The organism is Streptomyces sp. 1-11, from assembly GCF_007176755.1.
Classification (GTDB): Bacteria; Actinomycetota; Actinomycetes; order Streptomycetales; family Streptomycetaceae; genus Streptomyces.
This window is the reverse complement of record NZ_BJTV01000015.1, coordinates 169,264-190,990: the sequence shown is the minus strand read 5'-3', so window position 1 is coordinate 190,990 and position 21,727 is coordinate 169,264. Positions and strand designations below refer to the sequence as shown.

General features: G+C 72.2%; 22 protein-coding genes. 7 read left to right on the top strand and 15 right to left on the bottom strand.

The window, feature by feature from the left end; genetic code table 11:
- Positions 1 to 290 precede the first annotated feature (290 nt).
- Both TNCT1_RS28085 and TNCT1_RS28080 read right to left on the bottom strand, forming a co-directional pair.
- Complete coding sequence (locus TNCT1_RS28085) at positions 291 to 857, bottom strand: type 1 glutamine amidotransferase domain-containing protein (RefSeq protein ID WP_143637565.1); 567 nt, start codon at positions 855 to 857, stop codon at positions 291 to 293.
- A gap of 148 nt (positions 858 to 1,005) precedes the next feature.
- On the bottom strand, positions 1,006 to 1,455 hold the full coding sequence (locus TNCT1_RS28080) for a DUF1931 family protein (protein WP_143637562.1): 450 nt from the start codon (positions 1,453 to 1,455) through the stop codon (positions 1,006 to 1,008).
- Positions 1,456 to 1,810: 355 nt separating this feature from the next.
- On the opposite strand from TNCT1_RS28080, the gene TNCT1_RS28075 reads away from it, so the two are divergent.
- Together TNCT1_RS28075 and TNCT1_RS28070 are read left to right on the top strand one after the other, a co-directional pair.
- Positions 1,811 to 2,188, top strand: coding sequence for a DUF2267 domain-containing protein (locus TNCT1_RS28075; protein ID WP_143637560.1), 378 nt, complete (start codon positions 1,811 to 1,813; stop codon positions 2,186 to 2,188).
- 180 nt (positions 2,189 to 2,368) lie between these two features.
- Positions 2,369 to 2,959: a thioredoxin domain-containing protein gene (locus tag TNCT1_RS28070; RefSeq protein WP_143637557.1), complete on the top strand. Its 591-nt coding sequence runs from the start codon at positions 2,369 to 2,371 to the stop codon at positions 2,957 to 2,959.
- Between the two features lie 9 nt (positions 2,960 to 2,968).
- Here the strand turns inward: TNCT1_RS28070 and TNCT1_RS36725 are convergent, their stop codons facing one another.
- From TNCT1_RS36725 to TNCT1_RS28055, 3 genes are all read right to left on the bottom strand, one after another.
- Positions 2,969 to 3,103, bottom strand: coding sequence for a hypothetical protein (locus TNCT1_RS36725; protein WP_268894185.1), 135 nt, complete (start codon positions 3,101 to 3,103; stop codon positions 2,969 to 2,971).
- Between the two features lie 13 nt (positions 3,104 to 3,116).
- Positions 3,117 to 3,962: an aldo/keto reductase gene (locus TNCT1_RS28060; RefSeq protein WP_143637554.1), complete on the bottom strand. Its 846-nt coding sequence runs from the start codon at positions 3,960 to 3,962 to the stop codon at positions 3,117 to 3,119.
- 101 nt (positions 3,963 to 4,063) lie between these two features.
- On the bottom strand, positions 4,064 to 5,383 hold the full coding sequence (locus tag TNCT1_RS28055; RefSeq protein WP_235902937.1) for an MFS transporter: 1,320 nt from the start codon (positions 5,381 to 5,383) through the stop codon (positions 4,064 to 4,066).
- A gap of 134 nt (positions 5,384 to 5,517) precedes the next feature.
- Here TNCT1_RS28055 and TNCT1_RS28050 point away from each other — a divergent pair, with 134 nt between their 5' ends.
- Positions 5,518 to 6,408, top strand: a complete 891-nt coding sequence (locus tag TNCT1_RS28050) for a LysR family transcriptional regulator (protein WP_143637549.1) — start codon at positions 5,518 to 5,520, stop codon at positions 6,406 to 6,408.
- A 162-nt stretch (positions 6,409 to 6,570) separates the two neighbouring features.
- Here TNCT1_RS28050 and TNCT1_RS28045 read toward each other — a convergent pair whose 3' ends face one another.
- Positions 6,571 to 6,951, bottom strand: a complete 381-nt coding sequence (locus tag TNCT1_RS28045) for a DUF2267 domain-containing protein (RefSeq protein WP_143637543.1) — start codon at positions 6,949 to 6,951, stop codon at positions 6,571 to 6,573.
- A 50-nt stretch (positions 6,952 to 7,001) separates the two neighbouring features.
- On the bottom strand, positions 7,002 to 8,696 hold the full coding sequence (locus tag TNCT1_RS28040; RefSeq protein WP_143637538.1) for a CdaR family transcriptional regulator: 1,695 nt from the start codon (positions 8,694 to 8,696) through the stop codon (positions 7,002 to 7,004).
- Positions 8,697 to 8,966: 270 nt separating this feature from the next.
- Between TNCT1_RS28040 and uvrA the strand changes: the two genes are divergently transcribed.
- The 3 genes from uvrA (at position 8,967) to TNCT1_RS28025 (ending at position 13,332) form a co-directional block, all read left to right on the top strand.
- Positions 8,967 to 11,435 carry an excinuclease ABC subunit UvrA gene (gene uvrA / locus TNCT1_RS28035; protein WP_143637533.1) on the top strand — a complete coding sequence of 823 codons (2,469 nt, stop codon included), beginning with the start codon at positions 8,967 to 8,969 and terminating at the stop codon, positions 11,433 to 11,435.
- 273 nt (positions 11,436 to 11,708) lie between these two features.
- A complete protein-coding gene (locus TNCT1_RS28030) occupies positions 11,709 to 12,779 on the top strand; it encodes an NADH:flavin oxidoreductase/NADH oxidase (protein WP_143637528.1) in 1,071 nt (356 codons plus the stop codon).
- Positions 12,780 to 13,011: 232 nt separating this feature from the next.
- Positions 13,012 to 13,332: a DUF2795 domain-containing protein gene (locus tag TNCT1_RS28025; RefSeq protein ID WP_143637523.1), complete on the top strand. Its 321-nt coding sequence runs from the start codon at positions 13,012 to 13,014 to the stop codon at positions 13,330 to 13,332.
- A 236-nt stretch (positions 13,333 to 13,568) separates the two neighbouring features.
- Here the strand turns inward: TNCT1_RS28025 and TNCT1_RS28020 are convergent, their stop codons facing one another.
- The 4 genes from TNCT1_RS28020 to TNCT1_RS28000 all read right to left on the bottom strand — a co-directional run bounded on the left by TNCT1_RS28020 (position 13,569) and on the right by TNCT1_RS28000 (position 16,286).
- Positions 13,569 to 14,534: a pirin family protein gene (locus TNCT1_RS28020; protein WP_143637519.1), complete on the bottom strand. Its 966-nt coding sequence runs from the start codon at positions 14,532 to 14,534 to the stop codon at positions 13,569 to 13,571.
- A gap of 160 nt (positions 14,535 to 14,694) precedes the next feature.
- Positions 14,695 to 15,048, bottom strand: a complete 354-nt coding sequence (locus TNCT1_RS28010; protein ID WP_143637516.1) for a hypothetical protein — start codon at positions 15,046 to 15,048, stop codon at positions 14,695 to 14,697.
- Positions 15,045 to 15,749 carry an RNA polymerase sigma factor gene (locus TNCT1_RS28005; RefSeq protein WP_308789293.1) on the bottom strand — a complete coding sequence of 235 codons (705 nt, stop codon included), beginning with the start codon at positions 15,747 to 15,749 and terminating at the stop codon, positions 15,045 to 15,047. The genes TNCT1_RS28010 and TNCT1_RS28005 overlap by 4 nt, the downstream gene beginning before the upstream one ends.
- Before the next feature lie 63 nt (positions 15,750 to 15,812).
- Positions 15,813 to 16,286, bottom strand: coding sequence for a hypothetical protein (locus TNCT1_RS28000; RefSeq protein WP_143637513.1), 474 nt, complete (start codon positions 16,284 to 16,286; stop codon positions 15,813 to 15,815).
- Positions 16,287 to 16,559: 273 nt separating this feature from the next.
- Here TNCT1_RS28000 and TNCT1_RS27995 point away from each other — a divergent pair, with 273 nt between their 5' ends.
- Positions 16,560 to 16,916, top strand: coding sequence for a cupin domain-containing protein (locus TNCT1_RS27995; RefSeq protein ID WP_143637510.1), 357 nt, complete (start codon positions 16,560 to 16,562; stop codon positions 16,914 to 16,916).
- Between the two features lie 109 nt (positions 16,917 to 17,025).
- Here the strand turns inward: TNCT1_RS27995 and TNCT1_RS27990 are convergent, their stop codons facing one another.
- The 4 genes from TNCT1_RS27990 to TNCT1_RS27975 form a co-directional block, all read right to left on the bottom strand.
- Positions 17,026 to 18,375, bottom strand: a complete 1,350-nt coding sequence (locus TNCT1_RS27990; protein ID WP_143637507.1) for a VWA domain-containing protein — start codon at positions 18,373 to 18,375, stop codon at positions 17,026 to 17,028.
- The gene (locus TNCT1_RS27985; RefSeq protein WP_143637504.1) at positions 18,372 to 19,229 is read right to left on the bottom strand and encodes a MoxR family ATPase; all 858 of its coding nucleotides are present in this window, start codon (positions 19,227 to 19,229) and stop codon (positions 18,372 to 18,374) included. Before TNCT1_RS27985 ends, TNCT1_RS27990 begins: the two co-directional genes overlap by 4 nt.
- 135 nt (positions 19,230 to 19,364) lie before the next feature.
- On the bottom strand, positions 19,365 to 19,982 hold the full coding sequence (locus TNCT1_RS27980) for an SUKH-4 family immunity protein (RefSeq protein WP_143637502.1): 618 nt from the start codon (positions 19,980 to 19,982) through the stop codon (positions 19,365 to 19,367).
- Between the two features lie 59 nt (positions 19,983 to 20,041).
- On the bottom strand, positions 20,042 to 21,727 hold the full coding sequence (locus TNCT1_RS27975) for a nucleic acid/nucleotide deaminase domain-containing protein (protein WP_143637499.1): 1,686 nt from the start codon (positions 21,725 to 21,727) through the stop codon (positions 20,042 to 20,044).

The window sequence follows — 21,727 nt, the reverse complement described above, 5'->3', positions numbered from 1 at the left end:
GGCTCTTCGTGTTCGCATCGGGTCTGCCGTCCAGCCCGGTGCCCAGCCGGACGGCCTCATCGGCTCATGGCCACTCCTTCCGGCGACGGACCGCCGAGCGGTCCCGACAGGCCCCAGAATGGCTGTTCGCCCGATCACCCCGCCTGCGCCCAGCGAGTCGAAAAGTGGCACCGGCGGTCGGTCTGCGAGGACAGGAGGCGGGCGGCATCCGGGACATCACCGTGTCTGCGGACGAATGGCCACCGTGCACCGCCACCGCCTGCTCTCCCCGCGTCGACCTGGCCGTTGGTTCAGCCGGGCATGGGATGGTGCGCCCGGGCGAACTGCTCCACCACGGCGGCGCAGAAGGCGGGCAGGTCGGCCGGGCCGCGACTGGTGACCAACTGCCCGTCGACGACCACCTCCTGGTCGGCGACGACCTCCGCGCCGGCGTTGCGCAGATCGGTGCGGATGCTGGGCCAGGACGTCAGGCGGCGGCCGCGCACGGCGTCGGCTTCCGCCAGCGTCCACGGGCCGTGGCAGATCGATGCGACCGGTTTCCCGCTGGCCATGAAGTCCCTGACGAACCGCACCGCCTCGCGGTCCATGCGCAGCTGGTCGGGGTTCATGGTGCCGCCGGGCAGGAGCAGGGCGTGGTAGTCGTCGACGGAGGCGTCGGCGACCAGGCGGTCCACGGGGAAGGTTCCTGCCGCGTTGAGGTCGAACTGGCGGGCCTGGATCTCGCCGGGATGGAGCGAGACGATCTCGGTCTTCGCCCCCGCGCCCTGCAGCGCACCGCGCGGCTGGTCCAGTTCCACGCGCTCGACGCCGTCGGTGGCCAGAATCGCCACCCGCATCCCCTGCAGTTCCTGTGTCATGGTGTGGCTCCCTTCACGAGCCGCTGGTTGTCCGACGCGAGCGGCAGGGACACCCGGCAGGGCCCGTTCTCCACCCGGACGGCAGCTCCGGCTGAGACGTGCTCGGAGCACCCTCGGCCGCGGCTTGCAGCGCACCGGGGCGCGACTGCTAGAGCAGCCGGTCGAACACCGCGGTCACGCCCTCCCAGTTACTGGTCTGCGGGTTCTTGACATCCGGATACATGATCTTGAACGTCTCGGCGAGGGCGACGCTGAGACCGCCGATGATCTCGGGGTAGCGCTCTTCGGTCTCCTGGGTGGGTGTCCTGTCGAGAGGAGGGTGCGCGGCGAGCTGTTCCAGGATCGGCTTCAGATCGACCTCCTCGTCGAGCCGCCGGAACCGGTGGATGCTCTCCTGGAGGCCCTTGGTGATCGGTAGGTCCCACGGTTCGACGGTATCCCGGCCGTTGGCCTTGGCCGACGCCTGGCCGACGACCAGGAGGTCGTAGAGCTTGGCGTCGACGAAGTCGCCGTACCGCTTCAGGTCGTTCTTGTCCACGTCGAGGCCTGCGGCGGCGCGGAAGAACCTCTCGAACTTGGACACAGCCATCACGGTCATGCCTCTCGCCTCCTTACCGGGAACCGGACGGCGTCGTTCGCTCCAGCCAGCGCCGCCATCGGCTGTTACCGGTCGAGACTCGCAGGGCCCGCCTGCTGAGCGCCTCCGCACCCCAGGCCGAAAAAGAACACCCCCTTCCACCCTGGCAGAGCAGCGTGGCCCGCGGACCGGCACCGGTGTCCCTTTGCCGTGGCGGAGGCCGGTCGCACTTGTGCTCGGAGGTCTACGGAGCCCGCTGCTTTTCCGCCCTCCGGGAGCAGGCAGGGTGTGGCCCACACCCGGAGCATGGAAAGGGCCTCCGCTGAGGCGCCTGCACCATGACGCGCATCAGCCCGCTGCAGAAAAAGGACCGCTCATGGACTACAACACCTTCCTCGACACCGTCACCCGGCGCGCCCCTGTTCCCCCGGAAAAGGCGGAGCCCCTCACTCGTGCCACCCTGGTAACACTGGCCGAGCGGCTCACCAGGGGTGAGGCGGAGGACCTCGCGTCCGAACTGCCCAAGCCGCTGAAGGAACCGCTGGTCTCTCCCACTCCGGAGGCCGAGGCCTTCGGACTCGAGGAGTTCGTCGACCGGGTGAGCAGGCGAGCAGAGGTGAGCCCGGACGAGGCCCGCGAGGGTGTACGGGCCGAGCTGAGCACCCTGAGGGACGCGGTCAGTGACGGCGAGTTCCGCCAAGTGATGTCCCAGCTGCCCCGGGACTTCGAAACTCTCGTCGGTGCCCCGGGCTAGGAGGGGCCAAGACCGACGACGAGGCCGGCGTCATCATCGAGAGACGGAACCGGCCGTGCTCACGGAGGCCCGAAGCAGTGGGGCCCGAGCACGCGGCGGGCTGCTGGCCCGTGGCCGGCTTGCCGTTCCCGTCACGTGTCATGACACCAACTCCATCGACTTCACGACAGGGGTTCCGGCATGAGTACTCAGACGCCCCGCATCAGCTCGCCCTCCCGCGTTCCGACCAGTTCCTCGCCGAGCGGGGACGGCATCGTCGTCGCAGCCGGCTCGGTTCAGGTGGATGCCTTCATCGACTTCCTGTGCCCGTTCTGCAAGCAGTTCGAGGGGAAGGGTGGGCCTGTCCTTGACGAGCTGGCGGCGAACGGGGCGATCCGTCTCGTCTACCACCCGATGGGTTTCCTCGACGGCCTGTCCACCACCCGTTACTCCTCCCGTGCCTCGGCGGCGTCGGGGTGCGCGTCCGATGGCGGCCACTTCATGGAGTACCTGTACGCGCTGTTCGCCAATCAGCCCCCCGAGGGCGGGCCGGGCCTGTCCGACGACGAACTGGTCGAGCTCGGCCGCGCGGTGGGACTTGGGGACAGCTCGTTCGCCGCGTGCGTCCGGCAGGGCGTCTACCTGGAGTGGAGCTCCTATGTGACGGCGACCGCCGTCCAGCGGGGCGTGGGCGGAACGCCGACCGTGGCGGTCCAGGGCGTACCGGTGCCGGCCAACCCGCAGACCATCCTTGCCGCGGTTCGTGCCGCCCGTGCCGGTGTCGGCGGATGAGGCGCCCGGTCAGCCGTGGACTGGCTCCACGAGGGTGTCGGCGCCCGCATCGGCCGCCCCCTCGACCGCCGCACGCAGTGCGGTGAGGCTGGCCGACGGGGTGCGCAGCGAACCTCCCAGTCCGACGACGAGAGGGCGCGCCATCCTGCCCACTCCTTCAGAGCATCTCCAGGGACGTGGGCCCGCCGGGCGGCGGGAACGCCTCGTCGAGGGCGTCGAGCGCCTCGGCGGGAAGGTGGAGGTCCACCGCGCCGCGGTTCTCCCGAACGTGGTCGGGTGAGCCGGAACGCGGGATCGCGGCCACCCCCTGTCTCAGCACCCAGGCGAGTGCCACCTGGGCCGGCGTCGCTCCGAGGGCCCGGGCCACGGCACCCAGTGCCCCGACCTCCACGAGTCGAGCCTGCTCGATAGGGGAGTAGGCCATGACCGTCACCCCGGCCTCGCGGCACCAGGGGAGCAGATCCCACTCGACGCCGCGCCGGGAGAGGTTGTACAGCACCTGGTCGACGGCCGCGGCGTCGCCGCCCGGGAGAGTGGTCAGCTCGGCCATGTCGGCGACGTCGAGGTTGCTCACGCCCCAGTGACGGATCTTCTCCGCCTCCATCAGGTCGGTGAATCCCGCGAGGGTCTCCTCGAGCGGCCATCGCCCCCGCCAGTGCAGCAGGTACAGGTCCAGCCGTTCCGTACGGAGCCGCCGCAGGCTGCGCTCGCAGGCGGCGACGGTGCCCTTCCGGTCGGCGTGGCCGGGCAGCACCTTGCTGACGAGGAAGACCTCTTCCCGGCGTCCTCGGATGGCCTCACCGACGAGCTCCTCGGCTGCGCCGTCGCCGTACATCTCCGCCGTGTCGACGAGGGTCATGCCCAGGTCCACGCCCAGCCGCAGCGCGGCGATCTCCTGTTCACGCCGGGCCGGGTCCTCGCCCAGGTACCAGGTGCCCTGCCCGAGCGCCGCGATCTCCTCACCGGAGGGGAGCGCAGTCGTCCCAGCCGATACCGCAGACATCCCGGACCTCCCGTCCGCCGCGGATCCCTGTCACGCGCACCCGCACCGAGTGCCCACGTCCGCGCCTCCCAGACAGCCCTGCCGCATGCGTCGCCGGGACGTCAGGAGGGGTGAGCGGACCGCACCGAGAGCTCGCCGGGACCGGGTGCGAGATCGCGCAACGCGACGGCCACCGACACCACGGCGCCGCAGGAGAGGACCGCCGCGAAGCCGATCATCGCGGTCTGCACGGCGAAGTGCCGCAGGGCGATGCTGAACAGGACGGAGGGCAAACCCATTCCGAGGTACGCGACGACGAAGAACACGGCGAGGACCCCCGCGCGTGAGGCGGGCTCGGCCAGTGAACCGGCACGTTCGACTCCTCCCTTGAACAGCAGCCCGGAGCCGGCTCCCGAGAGGGACACGGCGACCAGGTAGAGCCAGAGCGCGGGGCGGTAGAGGGCGACGGCGCACAGGACCAGGCCGACCGGAAAGACCACTGCCCCCACCGTCAGGACCCGAGGCAGCGGGAGGCGTCCCAGTACCAGCTGGGCGGCCGCCGCGGAACCGAACATGAGGAAGGCCGCCAGGCCGACCATGAGATGGGAGTCGATGTGCAGGGTGCCGTGGAGCACGCTCGCCCCGAGGGAGGAGATCAGGCCGAGGATCGCGAAGGCGAAGGCACCCAGCGCGCCGGCCGCGCCGAACGCCCGCCGGGCGCCGGGGCGCAGGACGAACCGGGTGGGCGGTTCGGCCGCGGGCAGCTCCCGGTCCACGGTCTCCGGGGTGCACAGCACCAGCGCCAGGCACACTGCCATGGCGAGCGTGAAGATCGCCTGGGCGGTGACCAGGGGAGTGGGAAGCCATTCGGCGGCGGCTCCGGCGACCAGGGGGCCTGAGGCCAGACCGCCGAGGTTGGCGGCGGTGGCCACGATGCCGGGCAGCACCGAACCCGCCCGGTCCGGACGGGCCTCGTGGTGGAGGTCGTGCAGGTACGTCGTCGCGGTCGAGGCCATGAGCCCCAGTCCGGCACCGTTCAGGACCCTGCCCGCTATCAGCCCCGGCAGGTCCCGCCACACCATCAGTACGACCGACGCGACGATACCGACGAGCAACGCCGGGACGATGATGCGCCGTCGGCCGAGCCGGTCCGACAGGTGTCCCAGGCCCAGGAAGGCGGCCGCTGCGCCCACGACCATCGAGGCGTACGCCACCGTGACGGTGGTCGCGCCGAAGTGGTCCCGGGCCTCGTACAGCGGCCACAACGGGGTCGGCGCGGTGCCGAAGGCCATCAGTACGGTGAAGGCCACCGCCACGAACCAGAAACCTGTCGTGTGCGTGGCACGGCGCCGGGAGGGGGCGCGGGGCGGCAGGCCGGCGGCAGCGGGCGTGGGAAGCCGGCGGGTCGGGTCGTCGGGAGCGTCGGCTGTGGGGCGGCTCAACGGCGTCGGTACGGCAGGCAGGAGTACCCCTCCTCGGGCGGAACTGGATGGTGTTTCTCCATCCTCCTCACCAGCCAGAATCAGCGCCAACGAATGTTTTTGCTCGGCTCCAGCAATGCGAGTGATACTTCCCTGTGGAGCTACGCCAGCTGGAGCACTTCATCGCGGTCGCCGAGGAGCTGAGTTTCACGCGTGCCGCCCGTCGGTTGCACGTGGTGCAGTCGGGGGTGTCCGCCGCCATCCGCTCCCTGGAGCGCGAGCTCGGCTGCGCGCTGTTCGAGCGCACGTCGCAGCAGGTCCGGCTCACCGGGGCGGGCGCGGCGCTGCTGCCGGAGGCCCGGGCCACCCTGCACGCCGCCCAGGCGGCCCAGGACGCCGTGCGCGCCGCGCAGGGCACGCTGCGCGGGACGGTGAACGTGGGCGCCATGGCGTCGGTCGAGGTGGTGGACCTGCCTGCGCTCCTGGGGCAGCTGCACGCACGGCATCCGGCGATCGACGTCCGGTTGCGGCTGGCGACGACCGGCTCGGCGGGACTGGCGCACGCGCTGCTCAGCGGGGACCTGGACGTGGCCTTCCTGTCGCTGCCCGAACGCAAGCCCGCCGGGATCGACGCACGGGAGCTGACCACCGTGCCGCTCGTCCTGGTGGTCAGCGCCAGTCATCCGCTCGCGCAGAGGGAAGAGGTGGCACTCGCGGACCTCGCGGGGGAGCCCTTCGTGGACTTCCCGCCGGGCTACGGCAACCGCGAGGTGGTCGACCGGGCGTTCGCGACGGCGGGTGTCGTACGCCGGGTGGCACTGGAGGTGCCGGACATCGACATGGGAGCGGCACTGGTCCGGCACGGACTGGGCATCGCCTTCCTGCCCGAGTTCGCCGTTGCCCGCACCCCCGGCCTGCACGTCCTGGACGTCCATGACACCGTGCTCCGCTGGAGCATGCATCTCGGCACGTCGTCGACCCGGCGGCCCACCTCGGCCCTGGGGGCGCTGCTCGACCTGGTGGACCTGCACGTCATCGCCCTGTGACGTCCGGGCGCCACCGACGGCCGACCGAGGCCGGCCACCAGCAGGACACACGCGGCTCTGCCGGAGGACGTCTCGGGCGCGTCAGCCGTCATGACACATCTTCGGGCATGCCTCGCGCCATAGCGGCACCGGGGACCCGCGATCCCGCGGACGGCCCCGGGGTCACCCGGCGGATTCGACGGCCTGAGAGAAGTCCGCTCCGAGCTGCGACATCAGGTCGTTGAACTCCTTCTCGCTGATCGCTTCCCGAAGCTCGGCCAGTACGGTCCGCACACCCCGGTCGGCTTCCTCCTCCTTGAGCATGGTGCGTTCCGCCACGCGCAGCACGCTCTCGCGGTGGCCGAAGCGCTCGACGCGGTCCGTGGTTCCCCGGCGCACCGCCTCCGCGAGGCCCTCGGGGAGCTCGGTGATCAGGTCCCTGGCCTCTCCGGCGCTCAGCCTGTGGGCCAGCGTCTCGAGCGTGGCCCGGGTCAGGTCCGCCGCCTCCTGCCGGCTCAGTCCGGTGCGCTCGGCGACGGTACGTACAAACTCCTGCTCATCCATGCGTCGTCCTCCTTCGCTGCTGTGTTGCGACGAACGGCGCGGACCCGGCGTCAGCCGGGCCCGCCCAGCATGATCTTCCACACTCGGGTAGCCACCTGGAGGTTCAGCCGGTCCTCGACGTCCGCGAGGTCGTTGCCGCTGATGTCGCGGATACGCTGGAGCCGATAGCGCAGCGTGCTGCGGTGGATCCCGAGGGATTCTGCCGTCTCGTCGTAGTTGCCGCCGAAGTCGAAATACCGGGACAGGGTCTCCACCATGGTCGCGTGGTGCCGGGAGTCGTAGTCGATGAGCTGCCCGAGCCACTCCTGGACGAACGTCTCCAGCTCCCGGCGACCGCTTCCGGGTCCCAGGATGCGATAGAGGCCGAGCTCGTCGAAGAACGACGTGCCGTAGCGCTCGCGGGAATGGTGGCGCGCTTCCAGGGCGCGCTGCGCCTCCTGGTAGCGGTGGGGGATGTCGCCCACGGAGTCGCAAGGGCCGCTCACCCCGATCGTCCCGGACCGTGTCCCGGTCTCCCGGGCGAGCGCCTCGTACAACGCGCGGGCATGCGGCCTGGCGCCGGCGATGAGGACGACGTGGTCGGAGCGGCGGGTCAGCAGCGAGCGCATACCTACCGCAGAGCCCGCCCGCCCCACGGTCTGCGCGAAGGAATTGTCCGCAGCCCGGTTCGACCACTGCACCACGACGATGTAGTGGCTGCGGTGCAGGTCGTGTCCGACTGCCTCAGCCCGGGCGTAGGCGCTCGTCTCGTCCGTCCCTGCCAGGAGGTCATCGGCCAACTCGCGGTGCAGCCTCAGCTCCACTTCGGCCAGGTTGCGCAGGTGCGCCAGCTCCAGGGCGAGCGACGTGGCGGCGTGTCCGAGCGCGAGTACGGTGTGCTCGTCGGCCTCCTCCTTGGCATCGACCAGGGCCAGCACGCCCAGGATCTCGCCGTGCGGGCGGACGAGGGTGATCAGCCGGTCCTTTATCCGCACCGGCCCGGCCTCTCGCGCGACGGCCTGCAGCATCTCGTCCTGGCGGAAGAGGTCCGGTTCGGGATAGGGGTCGGGGCGGCCGGGGCCGGTCCAAGTCCTCAGCCGACCGAAGCGGTCCTCGACCAGCGCGGGAAGTCCAGTGAGTCTGTGGAGGGCGCGGGTGACGGCTTCCTCGCCGCCACCGGAGGCAGCGACGTCGGCCATGAGGGCGTGAACGGCTCGCTCGTAGCCCAGCTCAGCCACCACGGAGATCAGCCGCCGCTGGAGGGCTGTGCGTTCGTCCCTCAGACGGCGCAGCTCCAGCGCGTCCTCGCATCGGCGGCGTTGCGCGAAGGCGACGGACAGTGCAGCAGCGGTTTGCCGGACGAACGTGGCGAGCAGAGATCGCTCGGCCCTGGTGGGCCGGGAGCGGGACGTCACGACGATGTAGCCGTGCAGTCCCCCAGGTCCGCGTAGCCCCAGGGCCCGGCCCCAGCGCCTGCCGGGTACGGTCACGTTGCCGTCCTGCCCGGCCAGCTCCCGAAGCCTCCGGCTCACGGCCAAGGCGTGCATCTGCCGGTTCCTCGGGCCGGGGACCAGGTCGCCGCCCACCTTCAGGTATCCGGCCTCCGCACTGTAAGGACCCGCGGCGGCTATGTGGTCCATGGCCAGGCGGAGAATCTCGACTTCGTCCGGGGTGCCGAACAGGGCGCGGGAGAGCGCCACCAGTTCATGGAGGGCATGGTCGGCCGGGGTGCGAGTGGGCCGACGGGGCCCTCTGCGTGCGGCCATGGGATGCCGCCCGGCGCTGTGGTAAAGGCTGTGCGCCCGACTGCCGACCATGGATCACTCCGTCCCTCGAAGCCTTCAGGAGCCGAGCGGCATGTCGCGTACCCGCTCCCGGGCAGGCTTACCGGACATGTGTGGATTGTTTCTCTCGTACTCACGGGGCGACCGGGAAGGTCCCCCGGATGCTCGTGTGAGCGGGGCCCGGTGACAGCGTCTGTCGCGCGGTTCCCGGCGCGATCGGGTAGTCAGGACGCGATCGGGTAGTCAGGAACGGTGAGCAAGGACGCGAGTGACCCCTTCGTACGTGTACGGGGCGCCGGTGAGAACAACCTGCGGAACATCGATGTCGACGTTCCGCGGGACGCCATGGTCGCCTTCACCGGCGTCTCCGGTTCGGGCAAGTCCTCGCTCGCCTTCGGCACGCTCTACGCGGAGGCCCAGCGGCGCTACTTCGAGTCCGTGGCACCGTACGCCCGAAGGCTGTTGCAACAGGTCGGCGCACCGCACGTGCAGGAAATCACCGGGCTGCCACCGGCCGTGGCCCTGCAGCAGCGACGCGGGGCGCCCAGCTCGCGCTCGACGGTCGGCACCCTCACCACGCTGTCCAATCTGCTGCGCATGCTGTACTCCCGCGCCGGCACCTATCCGCCCCGGGCCGCACGGCTGGAAGCCGAGTCATTCTCACCCAACACCGCGGCCGGCGCCTGCCCGAAGTGCCACGGACTGGGCGTCGTGCACGACGTCGCCGAGGACCTGATCGTCCCGGACCCCTCGCTGAGCATCCGCGAGGGGGCGATCGCCGCCTGGCCGGGCGCCTGGCAGGGCGCCAACCTGCGCAGTGTCGTGAGCGGCCTGGGGATCGACATCGACCGACCGTGGCGCAGGCTCAGGAAGAAGGACCGGGACTGGCTGCTGTACACGGACGAGCAGCCCTCCGTGTACATCGAGCCGGAGGAGGGCCGCGTCGACTACGGCTACCAGGGCAAGTTCTGGAGCGCCCGCAAGCACGTCATGCACGTCCTCGCGGACTCCAAGAGCGAGAGGATGCGCGAACGGGCGCTCCGGTTCGTCAGGAGTGTGCCCTGCCCCGTCTGCCACGGCAGCGGACTGCGGCCCGAGGCGCTCGCCGTGACCTTCGCCGGACGTTCCATCGCCGAGATCAACGCGATGCCGCTCACCGAGGTCCTGACGCTGCTGCGGCCCGTCGCGGGGCGGTCCGAGGCCGACGCCACCACGCCGACCGCCCGGTCCGGGGAGACGACCGAGGTCGCGGTACGGATCTGCGGCGATCTGGTCGCGCGGGTCGACGTACTGCTCGACCTGGGCCTCGGATATCTCAGCCTCGGGCGCCGCTCGACGACCCTGTCGCCCGGCGAGGCGCAGCGCCTGCGGATCGCCACCCAGCTGCGCTCGGGGCTGTTCGGCGTCGTCTACGTTCTCGACGAACCCTCCGCGGGCCTGCACCCGGCCGACGCGGAGCCGCTGCTGGAGGTGCTGGACCGCCTCAAGTCGGCGGGCAACTCGCTGTTCGTCGTGGAGCACGACATGGACGTCGTACGGCGGGCGGACTGGGTGGTCGACATCGGCCCCGGTGCGGGCGAGGGCGGCGGTCACGTGCTGTACAGCGGCCCGGTCGCCGGTCTTGAGCGGGTCGGGGAGTCGGCCACGAGCCGGTACCTGTTCGGGCGCGCCCAGCCCCTCGATCACCGCCCGCGCACCCCGCACGGCTGGCTGCACCTGCGCGGCGTCTCCCGCCACAATCTGCACGACGTGTCGGTCGACGTACCGCTCTGTGTGCTGACGGCGGTGACGGGCGTGTCCGGTTCCGGGAAGTCGACGCTGGTGACGCAGGTGCTCGCCGAGGTCGTCCGCGGCCACCTCGGACTCGTACCCGAGGAGCCCGACGAGGCGCGGTTCGAGGTCGACGTCCAGGACGCGTCGGGGGTCGAGTCGTTCGACCGGCTGGTCCGGGTCGACCAGCGGCCCATCGGCCGGACTCCCCGGTCCAACCTGGCCACGTACACGGGGATGTTCGACGCGGTGCGCAAGCTGTACGCGGCGACGGACGAAGCAAGGGCGCGCGGCTACTCGGCCGGGCGGTTCTCCTTCAACGTGCCCGAAGGGCGGTGCGAGACCTGCCAGGGCGAAGGATTCGTCGCGGTGGAACTGCTGTTCCTGCCCGGCACCTACGCGCCGTGCCCGACCTGCGAGGGCGCCCGGTACAACGCCGAAACGCTCGAAGTCACCTACCGCGGCAAGAACATCGCGGAAGTACTGGCGCTGTCCGTGGACGCCGCCGGCGAGTTCCTCTCCGCCGTCCCGGCCGCCTCCCGCAGTCTGGAGACGTTGCGCGAGGTGGGGCTGGGGTACCTGAGGCTGGGCCAGCCCGCGACGGAACTCAGCGGGGGTGAGGCGCAACGCATCAAACTGGCCACCGAGCTGCAGCGAGCCCGCCGGGGGCACGCGCTCTACCTGCTGGACGAGCCGACGGCGGGACTGCACCCCTCGGACATCGCGCTGCTGCTGCGACAGCTGCACCGGCTCGTCGACGCAGGCAACACGGTCGTCCTGGTCGAGCACGACATGGACACGATCGCCACCGCCGACTGGGTCGTCGACCTCGGGCCGGGCGGCGGCGACGCGGGCGGGCGGGTGGTCGCGGCGGGCCTGCCGGCCACGGTGGCGAGGGCCCGCCGCAGTGCCACCGCGCCCTATCTCGCGGCCCGGCTCGCGCGCTCCTGACGCTCCCGACGACAGCGTGAGGGGCTGAGCACCGGTCGGCCGGGTCCCGGGCGCAGCGTCGCCCGCGTCGCCGAGCGTCGTTCCAGCTTGTGGCGGACATCGCTCGTGGCTTTGTCATGGCTTTGTCCGTGAGCGCCCCTGGCCGTGGTTGTGCCACGAGCGGCCGGGTACTCGGGCGCACCCACCGTGAGGGGCGCCCGCAGAAGCCGAGGCCGTCACGGCTCGACGGCCGCGGGAGCACCCGGCGTCCCACATCCCCCTGCGAGGCCCGCGATGAGCCGTCTCTTCTCGCCGCTCACCCTCCGCGGCACGACCTTTCCGAACCGGGCCTGGGTGGCCCCCATGTGCCAGTACAGCTCGGTCGACGGCTATCCGCAGGACTGGCATCTGGTCCATCTCGGCTCCCTGGCACGCGGCGGGTCCGGCCTGGTCATGCAGGAGGCCACGGCAGTGGAACCTGACGGCCGGATCACCCCTTCCGACGCCGGCATCTGGGATGACGGACAGGCCGCCGCGTACAAGCGGATCACCGACTTCGTCCACGGACAGGGGGCCGTTGCCGGCATCCAGATCTCCCATGCCGGCCGCAAGGCGTCGACGGCACCGCCCTGGGAGGGCGGGGGGTACGTCGAACCGGAGGCCGGAGGATGGCAGACGGTGGCACCGTCACCGCTGCCGTTCGACGACTGGCCGGCGCCACGGGAGCTCGGCGCGGACGATATCCGCGCACTGGTCCGGGCCTTCGGCGAGGCCGCCGCGCGGGCGCTGTCAGCCGGCTTCGAGGTCCTGGAGATCCACGCCGCGCACGGCTATCTGCTGCACCAGTTCCTGTCACCGCTGTCCAACCACCGCGACGACGAGTATGGAGGCGGCCTCGACGGGCGCAGCCGTTTCCTCGTCCAGGTCACCGACGCCGTACGGGCGCAGTGGCCGGAGGACCGCCCGCTCTTCGTACGCTTCTCGGCCACGGACTGGGCCGATGGCGGCTGGACGCCGGAGGAGACGGTCGAGCTGTCGCGGCACCTGGTGGCCCACGGGGTCGATCTGGTGGATGTCACCAGCGGCGGACTCGTCCACAACGCCCGTATCGAAGTGGAGCCCGGCTACCAGGTCCCCTTCGCCCGAGCCGTCCGCGAGGGCGCGGCCCTGCCCGTCTCCGCGGTCGGCCTGATCACCGCACCGGAGCAGGCCGACCAGATCCTCGTGGATCGCTCGGCTGACGCGATCATGCTCGCCCGCGAACTGCTGCGCAACCCGACCTGGCCACTCCGCGCGGCCGACGTGCTCCGTGACGACGTCCCGTGGCCGAAGCAGTACGAGCGTGGCCGCCCACGCCACGGCTGAGGCACCCGGGGATCGGACACAGGGCGAAGTCGCTCCGTGCCCATGCGAGCCCTCGTGCGCTCGGTGTCGTACGTCTTGCTCCCGGGTTGGGGCGCGACGACCACCTCTTGTCGGGCCGGCCCCACCGCCCAGTCCGGCAAACCGGGAGAATCCGGCGGGTGGAGGAGGTGAGTGAGCGGCCCTCGCCGGTTACCCGGCTGGTCCAGCGGATCCCGATGAGGGAGAAGAGGCCATGACCCACAGTACGAGCGCCCGGGACGTGGTGGAGGCCATCAAGGATGTCGACTTCCCCGCCGGCAAGGACAGGTTGATCGAAGCTGCGAGCCGGTCGGGCGCCGCGCCGGATGTCGTTAAGGCGCTGCGCGGCATCCCGGCCGAGCAGTATGCCAACCGTGAGGAGGTGGCCCGGTCGGTGCGCGTGGATCCCAGCTCGGACCTGGGTCTGAGCGCGGCACAGCGTGCCGAGCAGGCTCGCGAAGGTGGCAGGCCGGGACAGTCCCAGCATCTGCGCGATGTGCCGAAACCGCCGATCGAGGAGGAGCTGGACAGCTGACGGCCGGGACCGCCCGCTCGGCGTCGCCGCCGGCGCCGAGCGGTGCGGCCGGTGCGAGGTTCTCCTCGGCCTCCTGGCGAAGCGGCTGCCGGCGCGCCACGTGCAGCACCAGCGGCGGCAGCACGGCAGTACCGGCTGGACCAGCCGCGGTCAGGCGGGGGCGCGACGCCCTGATGAGTGTCACGCCCCAGGAAGGCCCAGCGGGACCGGCGCTGACTTTCCAACGCTTCCCCGGGTCAGCGCACCCTTCCCCGTGGCTTCAGCGGCACCGCGGGGAGTTCGGGCGCCCGCAGCGGAGCACCGTCGTAGCCCTTCACCTCGCCGAACCGGGTGCCCAGCGCCCAGTCCTCGCGGGCCTGCTCGATCTCCGACTGGGTGCGCGCGACGAAGTTCCACCACATGATCAGCTCCTCGGCGAACGGTTCGCCGCCCAGCAGCATGATCCCGGCGTCCGACTCGGCGCGCAGCGGGAGTTCGGTGCGGCCGCAGCCGAGGTAGAGCATCGAGCCGGGCAGAACCGGGACGCCGTCCACGTGCACCTCGCCGGACATGGCCAGCACCCCGTACTCGAAGTCCGGCTCCAGGGGCAGGCGTACGTCGGCGCCCCGGGTGAGGGCGAGGTCGGCGCCGACGATCGGGGTGAACGCCGTGCCGGGGGAGGTCGCTCCGTCGAGGCCGCCGAGGATCACGGTGGCGGTCAGGCCGGGCGCGGTGACCAGGGGCAGCTCGGCGTGGTACTCGAACTTCGGGTCCGTGTGGCGGTGTTCGTCGGGGAGCGCGACCCAGAGCTGGGCGCCGTGCAGGAAGCGCGCGTGCGATCTGGGGCTCTCCTCGGAGTGGCTGATCGCCCGGCCCGAGGTCATCAGGCCGAGCTGCCGGGGTCCGATGGTCTGGAGGCTGCCGGTGGAGTCGCGGTGCAGCACCTCGCCCTCGTGCAGCCAGCTCACCGTCTGCAGCCCGATGTGCGGGTGCGGCGGCACCTGCATACCGGGCTCGTCGGCGATGTCGTCGGGGCCGTAGTGGTCGACGAAGGCCCAGGCGCCGATCATGCGCCGGCCGAGGTTCGGCAGCAGCCGGCGTACCTCGGTCGACTCGCCCAGCTTCACACGGCGGGGACTCAGCAGTTCACGGACGGGCTCGGCGACGACGAATCCGCGGCCGCCGCACACGCTCGGTACCGGCGCGCGGTCAAGGTTGCTCATGTGCCACAACCTAGTCGCCTCCGGGCCGCGACGCCGACAGACCCGGACCCGGGACTTCCGATACGGCCGTAGGGCAGCTCCGCCATGTCGTCCTGCGCCGCCTCGCGGTGTGCGGCGCCCGACCCCGCTCCCTGATCCGGCCCGATCCGCACGGAAGACCCTAGGGCGCCGGGCTGCTCGGGGACGGCCGGGCCGGCTGCGGAGGGACGGTGGTGGGCGGCGGGGTCGCGGTGCCGGTCGTCGTCGGCCGGGGTGAGCGGGCCGGTGCGGACGGGCGCGGCTGTTCGTTCCGCACGGTGAGGAACAGCAGGGCCGCCACCGCGGCCAGCGCGAGCAGGCCGATGGTCACGCGGCGCGACGGCGGCCGGCGGGAACGGGCCGCGGTGGACGGCGGGCGCGGTGGCCGCAGGTCGACCGGGCCGACGGACCGCGCGCGTGCGGCCAGGGCGGCGCGCAGCCGTTCCTCGACCGGGGCCGAGGCGGTGCCGGTCCCTCCGGGGGCGGAGTCGTTCATCGCAGACCCTCCAGACGTCGGCCCAGGGCGTCCAGGGCCCTGCTGGCCGTGGACTTGACGGCGCCCCGCGACAGGCCGAGCGTCGCCGCGATCTGGGCCTCGGTCAGGTGCGACCAGTAGCGCAGCACCAGGACCTCGCGCTGGCGCGGGGTCAGCGTCCGCAGGGCCGCCAGCACCTCCTGGTGGTCCTCGTGCAGCAGGACTTGCTCCTCCGGCGGCGGCGCGTGCCGCTCGGGTTCGGGGACGTGCGCCCGTACGGTCCTGCGCCGCCGCAGCACCGAGCGGGCGCCGTTGACGACACTCGTCCGCAGGTACGCCTCCGGGTCGTCGAGCGAACCGAGCCGGTGGCCGTGGCGCCGGAACAGCGCGGTGAAGGCGTCCTGCACGACGTCCTCGGCCGTGGGCAGGTCGTCGACCAGCAGCACCGCCAGGCGCACCAGGGAGAGCCGGCGGTGGTGGTACAACTCCTCGATGTCCGGCGGAGCCTCGACGGCGGCCGGCCCGTGCGCGCCGACGCCGGCGCGGCCGCCGGCCGGTGCCGGGACGGCCGGGCCCCCGGCGCGGAGGCGCGCGAGGAGACGGGCGCCGAACGGTGCGCGCAGGGGCGCCGCCGGCGCCGCGGGCAGGCGGTGCCGCCTGCGCGCCGGAGTGCGGGACGGGCCCCAGGGGAAGGGCGCCGCCGGTGGTGTGGCTGTCGTCATGGATCTCCCGGCCGCGGGTGCGGGGAGCCGCGCCGGGCGGCTCCCCGCACCCGCGGCGCTGCCTCAGTGGTGCCGCGGAACCGGCGCGGGTGTGGCGAGCCGGCCCGCCGGGACCGGACTCGGCGAGGCCGCCCGGTGGCCGTGGTGCGGCGCGGGGGCCGGCCGCGGGGCGCCGGGGAGGGTGGGGGACGGCACGGGGGCCGGCGCCTTCGTGCCCGGCACCGACGGCACCGGGGTCGGCTCGTGCGGGCTGGACGGCACGGGCGTCGGGGCGACGGTGGGCGGGTACGACGGCGTGGGGACGGGCTTCGAGGACGGCGGGCGGGTCGGGGAGGGTACGGGCGCCGGGGTCGCGTGGCCGCCCGCGGGCGCCGGCACGGCGGTGGGGGCGGAGTGGGAGGCGGGCCGGGCGTCGCCCTGCACCGCCTGCGCGGTGACGGCGCCGCCCACGGCCAGGGCCGCGCCGACGGCGGAGACCCCGAGGACGGTACGCAGCCTGCGGGTACGGCCGGGGCGGGGGAGTTGCTGTGCGGACATGGGTTCCTTCGGTCGATCGGTGCCGGACATGGGTCGAAGTGGAGGCCTCCACCCCGACAGACGTCCGGCCCCGGCCGAGGTTGCACCCTGCGCCCGGCGAATTTTTCTCGGCCCTCCCGACCGCACCGCCTCGATTGGCGGGCCCGGTGGGGCGGGCCGACGATGGAGGCGAGGGGTGCGGTCGCCGCCATTGTGCTGCCGGTGCCGTCCGTGGCCGCCGGGGACGGGGGCCGGCCCCGGCCGTGCTGAGCGGCCGGAAGGGAGGACACCGTCATGCTGGAAGTGAAGACGGTCGACAAACCCGACGAGCGGCGTGACTTCCCCCGCGGCCACCTCGAAGCCCTCCACCTGACCGGGCTGGACTTCGCGGTGGGCACCTTCGAACCGGGCTGGCGATGGTCGGATTCCGTGGGACCGATCGCGGGCACCGCGAGCTGCATGGTCCACCACAACGGCTACGTGGTCCAGGGACGGATGCACCTGCGGATGGAGGACGGCGGCGAGAGCGAGGTCGGCCCGGGCGACGTCTTCGTCTGCGGGCCCGGCCACGACGCCTGGGTGGTGGGCGACGAGCAGGTCGTGGTGTTCGACTTCGCCGGGATGACGGCGAACGAGTACGCCAGGGGCTGAAGGACCTGGTACGCCAAGGGCTGACGGACCGAGTAGTACGCCAAGGGCTGAGGCGGGTACGCCGGGGACCGCGGGGCACGCACCCGCGGTCCCCGGCGCGCGTCCGGCGTCACACCGGCAGCAGCCGGGCGATCAGCCCGGCGAGCTGCCGGGCCGTACGGCACTCGTGCATCTCGACGAGTTCGGCGTAGGCGGGCGCCGCCGAGTCGCCGGTGCCCCACTGGGCGCGCGGCTCGGGGTTCAGCCAGTGCACCCGCCGGGCGCGGCCGGCGAGTTCGCGGACGGCGGCCAGGTTCGGGTCGCTCATGTTCGTACGGGCGTCCCCGAGCACGAACACCGTCGTCCGCGGGCCGACCGCCGCGCCGTACCGCTCGGTGAACTCGCCCAGAGCGACGCCGTAGTCGCTGCTGCCGTGCCAGCCGGTGAGCGTGGCCTCCGCACGGATCCGGGCGCCGAGCCCGTCCGGGTCGGCCCGGCCGTGGGCGAGCAGCCCGGTCACCTCGTCGAGCCGGTTGACGAAGGCGAAGACGCGGACCCTGGCGAACTGGTCGTGCAGGGCCTGCACCAGCAGCATCGTGAAGTCCGAGAACCCCGCCACCGAGCCCGACACGTCGCACAGCAGCACCAGCTCGGGCCGGGCCGGACGGCGCCTGCGCAGCACCGGCCGCATCGGCACCCCGCCCGTGGACAGCGAGGAACGCAGCGTGCGGCGCAGATCGATCGTGCCGCGCGCGGCCCGGCGGCGGCGCGCCGCAAGACGCGTCGCCAGCTTCCGCGCCAGCGGCCACACCACCCGGCGCAGCTCGGCGAGCTGCTCGCGGTGGGCGTACAGGAAGTCCACGCGGTCGGCGGTCGGGGCCACGGCCCGCCGGGCGATCTCGTCGCGTCCGCGCCGCTCGGCGACCCGGCGCCTGGCCTCCGCGGCGACCAGCCGCCGGAACACCTCGATGCGGCGCCTGATCTCGTCGTCCAGCAGCCGGTCCGCGAACCCCGTGCCGCCGTCCCGGCCCCGTACGCCGGCCCGCACCCGGGCCAGCAGGGTCTGCGGCCGGAGCCGGTCCAGCGTCTGGTGCGCCGACCAGCCGTCCGATCCCGGTGAGCTCCCGTACCCGCCGAAGCCTTCGACGGCCTCCGCGGCCAGCCGGGCCAGCAGTGCCCGGTCGTCGGCCGCCAGCGCCCGCGCCAGGCGGTCGCGCAGCTCCTCCCGGTCCGCCGGGGAACGCTCCGGACCGCCCACGCCGCGCGGGAAGTACAGGTCGAAGACCGGGTCGAACACGGCCCGCTGGGCCGGGCCGTGCAGCAGGGTCGCGGCCAGTCCCTCCCGCAGCAGCTCCCGGTCGGCGAGGCCGAGGGCCTCCACGGCGAGGGCCGCGTCGACCGTCTCCCCGGTGCCGATCCGCACGCCGTGCGCGCGGAGCGCGCCGACCAGCCCGGTGATCCGGTCCTCGACACCGGTCACAGCGCTTCCAGGTCCAGTTTGGCCGCCGCCTTCAGCACATCGTCCTGGTGCTTGAGCAGCACGCCCAGGGTGTCCCGTACGACCGTCTCGTCCAGCGTGTCCGCGCCCAGGGCCAGCAGGGTCCGCGCCCAGTCGACGGTCTCCGCGACGGACGGCACCTTGCGCAGGTCCATCGCGCGCAGCGCCCCGGTCACCCGCACCACCGACTCGGTCAGCACCGCGCCGAGGCCCGGCGCCTTCAGCGTCACGATCCGCCGCTCCAGCTCCTCCTCCGGGAACCCGATGTGCAGGAACAGGCAGCGGCGGCGCAGCGCCTCGGACAGCTCGCGGCCCGCGTTGGAGGTGAGCACGACGAAGGGACGCCGGGTCGCGGTGACCGTGCCCAGTTCGGGGACGGTCACCTGGAAGTCGCTGAGCACCTCGAGCAGCAGGCCCTCCATCTCGACGTCGGCCTTGTCGATCTCGTCGATCAGCAGGACGGTCGGCTCCTCGCCGCGGATCGCGGTGAGCAGCGGACGGGGCAGCAGGAACTCCTCGGTGAAGATGTCGGTGCGGGCCTCGTCCCAGGTCTCGCCGCGGCCCGCGCTGATGCGCAGCAGCTGCTTGGCGTGGTTCCACTCGTACAGGGCCCGGGACTCGTCGACGCCCTCGTAGCACTGCAGCCGGACCAGCCGGGCGCCGGCGGCCTGGGCGACGGCCTTGGCCAGTTCGGTCTTGCCGACCCCGGCGGGCCCCTCGACCAGCAGCGGCTTGCCCAGCCGGGCGGCGAGGAAGGCGGTCGTGGCGACGGCGGGCGAGGCGAGGTACCCGGTCTCGGCGAGACGGGCGGAGACGTCGTCGACGGACGTGAACAACGGGGCCTCCGGCGGGGTCGGGAAACGGCGTCCGGTGACTATCCAAGCGCTTGTTCAGCGCTCCTGTCACGTGGTCCCGGCGCTCCTGTCACGCTGGTCCCGCCGCCCCGCCCGCCCGCGGACACGGGCCGGCCGTCACCCGTAGAGCGAGCGGGCTCCCGGGCTGTCGCCCTTGAAGCGCTGGCCCATGGCGATCTCGTCGCCCACCACCGACCAGACGGTCTCGTCGTCCTCGAAGGGGAGCGGGTCGACCTCGCTCGTCTCCTCGCGGATGCGGTCGACCTCGCTCTCCAGGCGCTCGAAGTCGGCCTCCTCGTCCTCCTCATCGCCGCTGAAGGTGAACTCGTCGAGCAGGCGCTGGAGCCGGAGGGTCACCTGGACGAGGGAGGAGACGTCCGTGTGGAGCTCCCGCACGGTCTCCTCGTCGGGGTCGAAGGCGTGCACCTTGCCGGACGCGGGGTCGAGGGCGAGGTGCGCGTTGAGCAGCCAGCCGATGACGGGCCAGTCACCCGCGCCCTCCGCGGCGTCCTCGAAGTCCTCGGTGTGGACGACGTCCTGGACGAGGGGCAGCAGTCCGTCCTCCTCGTCGGGCCGGCGCAGCAGGAGCGTCCCGGTGGGGGCGCCGACGGTCTGCAGGAGGCGGGCGCCCTCGGTGTCCGCGGCGGCGGGCGGGAAGGCGGTGGCGGGCACGGTCGCGATCCGGTCCTCGCCGAAGATGTCGACGAGTTCGCTGCGTGTGACGTCGAAAAGCACTTCCGGAACCTTCGGACTCGGCGGCGACGGGCGCCGGGGGATTCTGGCCGTCCGCCCTTCTAGGGGAGGAACCTGCGGTCCGAGGGCGAGAGGTTCATCACCGTATCAGTGCGTCCGCCGGCGGCGCCGTGCTGGTCCCACTGGTCCTCCAGCCACTGGACGTAGGCCCGGTGCTCCCGGTCCTTCTTGTACTTGCTGAGCTCGGTGCCGTCCGGCCCCTTCTCGGACTGGTCGTACTTCGCGCTGTGGGTGACCTCGAGGTGGTCGGGGAACTCCCTCGCCAGGTATTTGTCGCACTTGGGATTCTTCTGGCAGGGCTCGCGTTCCGTGTAGAGGTGACTGACGTTGCCCTCGTGGCCCTTCTTTATCAGCGGGTGCCCGATGGAGCGTTCGGAGTGCGCCTTGCCGCTGGCGCCGACCAGGATGAACCGCTTGCCGTTGCCGTCGTCGTACAGCGCGGAGGCGTAGTTGCCGCCGGGGACGTAGGCATCGGGGCGTTCGGCGCGGTTGGCGTAGCGGCCGAGCTGGGTGGCGCGGGCCAGTTCGGTGGAGCCGGGCGCGACCTTCTTGGAGTCGACCGTCCCGCCGTTGCCGGGCTTGTCCTTGCGCTGCTTGTCGTTCTTGTTGTTCCACGGGTACCAGGCCTTGTCGCCGAGTACGTCGTTCACTCCGGAGGAGTCGCCGGGATGGACGGGACCGGTGGTGCCGTCGTGGTGCAGCCGGCGTATCGAACCGTCGTCGCTGAGCAGGTACATGGGCGTGTCGCCGTCCCGCTTGACCTTCTTGACCTCGACCTTGTCGGCCTCGTCGCCGACGTCGCGGTCCTTGCGCTTCTGGTGCCGGGAGGCGGCCTTCACCCGCTCCGGGATGGTGTCGGTGACGTGGTCGGTCACCTTCTTGGCGGCCTTCTCCATGCCGTCGATGGCTTCCTCGAGGATGCCGTCGAAGGCCTTGGTGAACGCGTCCCTGCCCTTGGTCCGGCCGAAGGTGTGCTTCGACCTGCCGAGGTGGATCCCGGACTGGCTGCCCATGTCGCTGCCCTGGCGGGAGACCTTGCCGGCGCCGTCCTCGAACTCGGCGTGGTCGATGACCGTCTTCTTGCCCCCGCCGGCCGAGCCGTCGCTGTCGCCCGCGGAGGCCAGCTGCATGCCGCCCGGCTTGTCACCGGGGTGGAAGGCTCCCTCGGCGAGGTCGAGGACCATGTCGGAGACGAGTTCCTGGAGTTTGCCGGTGACGGGCTCGGTGACCTTCGCGATGAGCGCGTCGACGATCTGGTCGACGGCCTCGTCGACGAGCCGCTTGACGATGGTGCGCATCAGCGCGATCTCACCGGCGGCGGCCGCGGCGGACAGGCCCAGCGTCACCGGCGCGGCGGCGAGTTCGGCGACGATGGTGCCGGCGAGCACGCCGAGTTCGACGCCCGCCTTGACCTTCATGCCGCGGATGATCTGGCCGACGCCGTCGCAGGCGTCCGCGAACAGCCGGGCCACCTCGGGGATCTTCTCCAGGTGACGGGTCTTCACGTGCGACCAGTGCTTGTCCATGGCCTCCACGGCCCAGCCCTCGGAGGAGGCGAGGATGCGGCTGACCGCCTTGTGCGCCTCACCGCCGTGGCCCTCGAACTGGTCGGCGAAGTCCCGCATGGACGTCGCCATTTCGAAGTAGTCGTCCTCGTCGACGTTGGGCCAGTTGATCCCGATGAGATCGAGCGCCTCATCGATGATGCTCGGCAGTACCAGACCCAT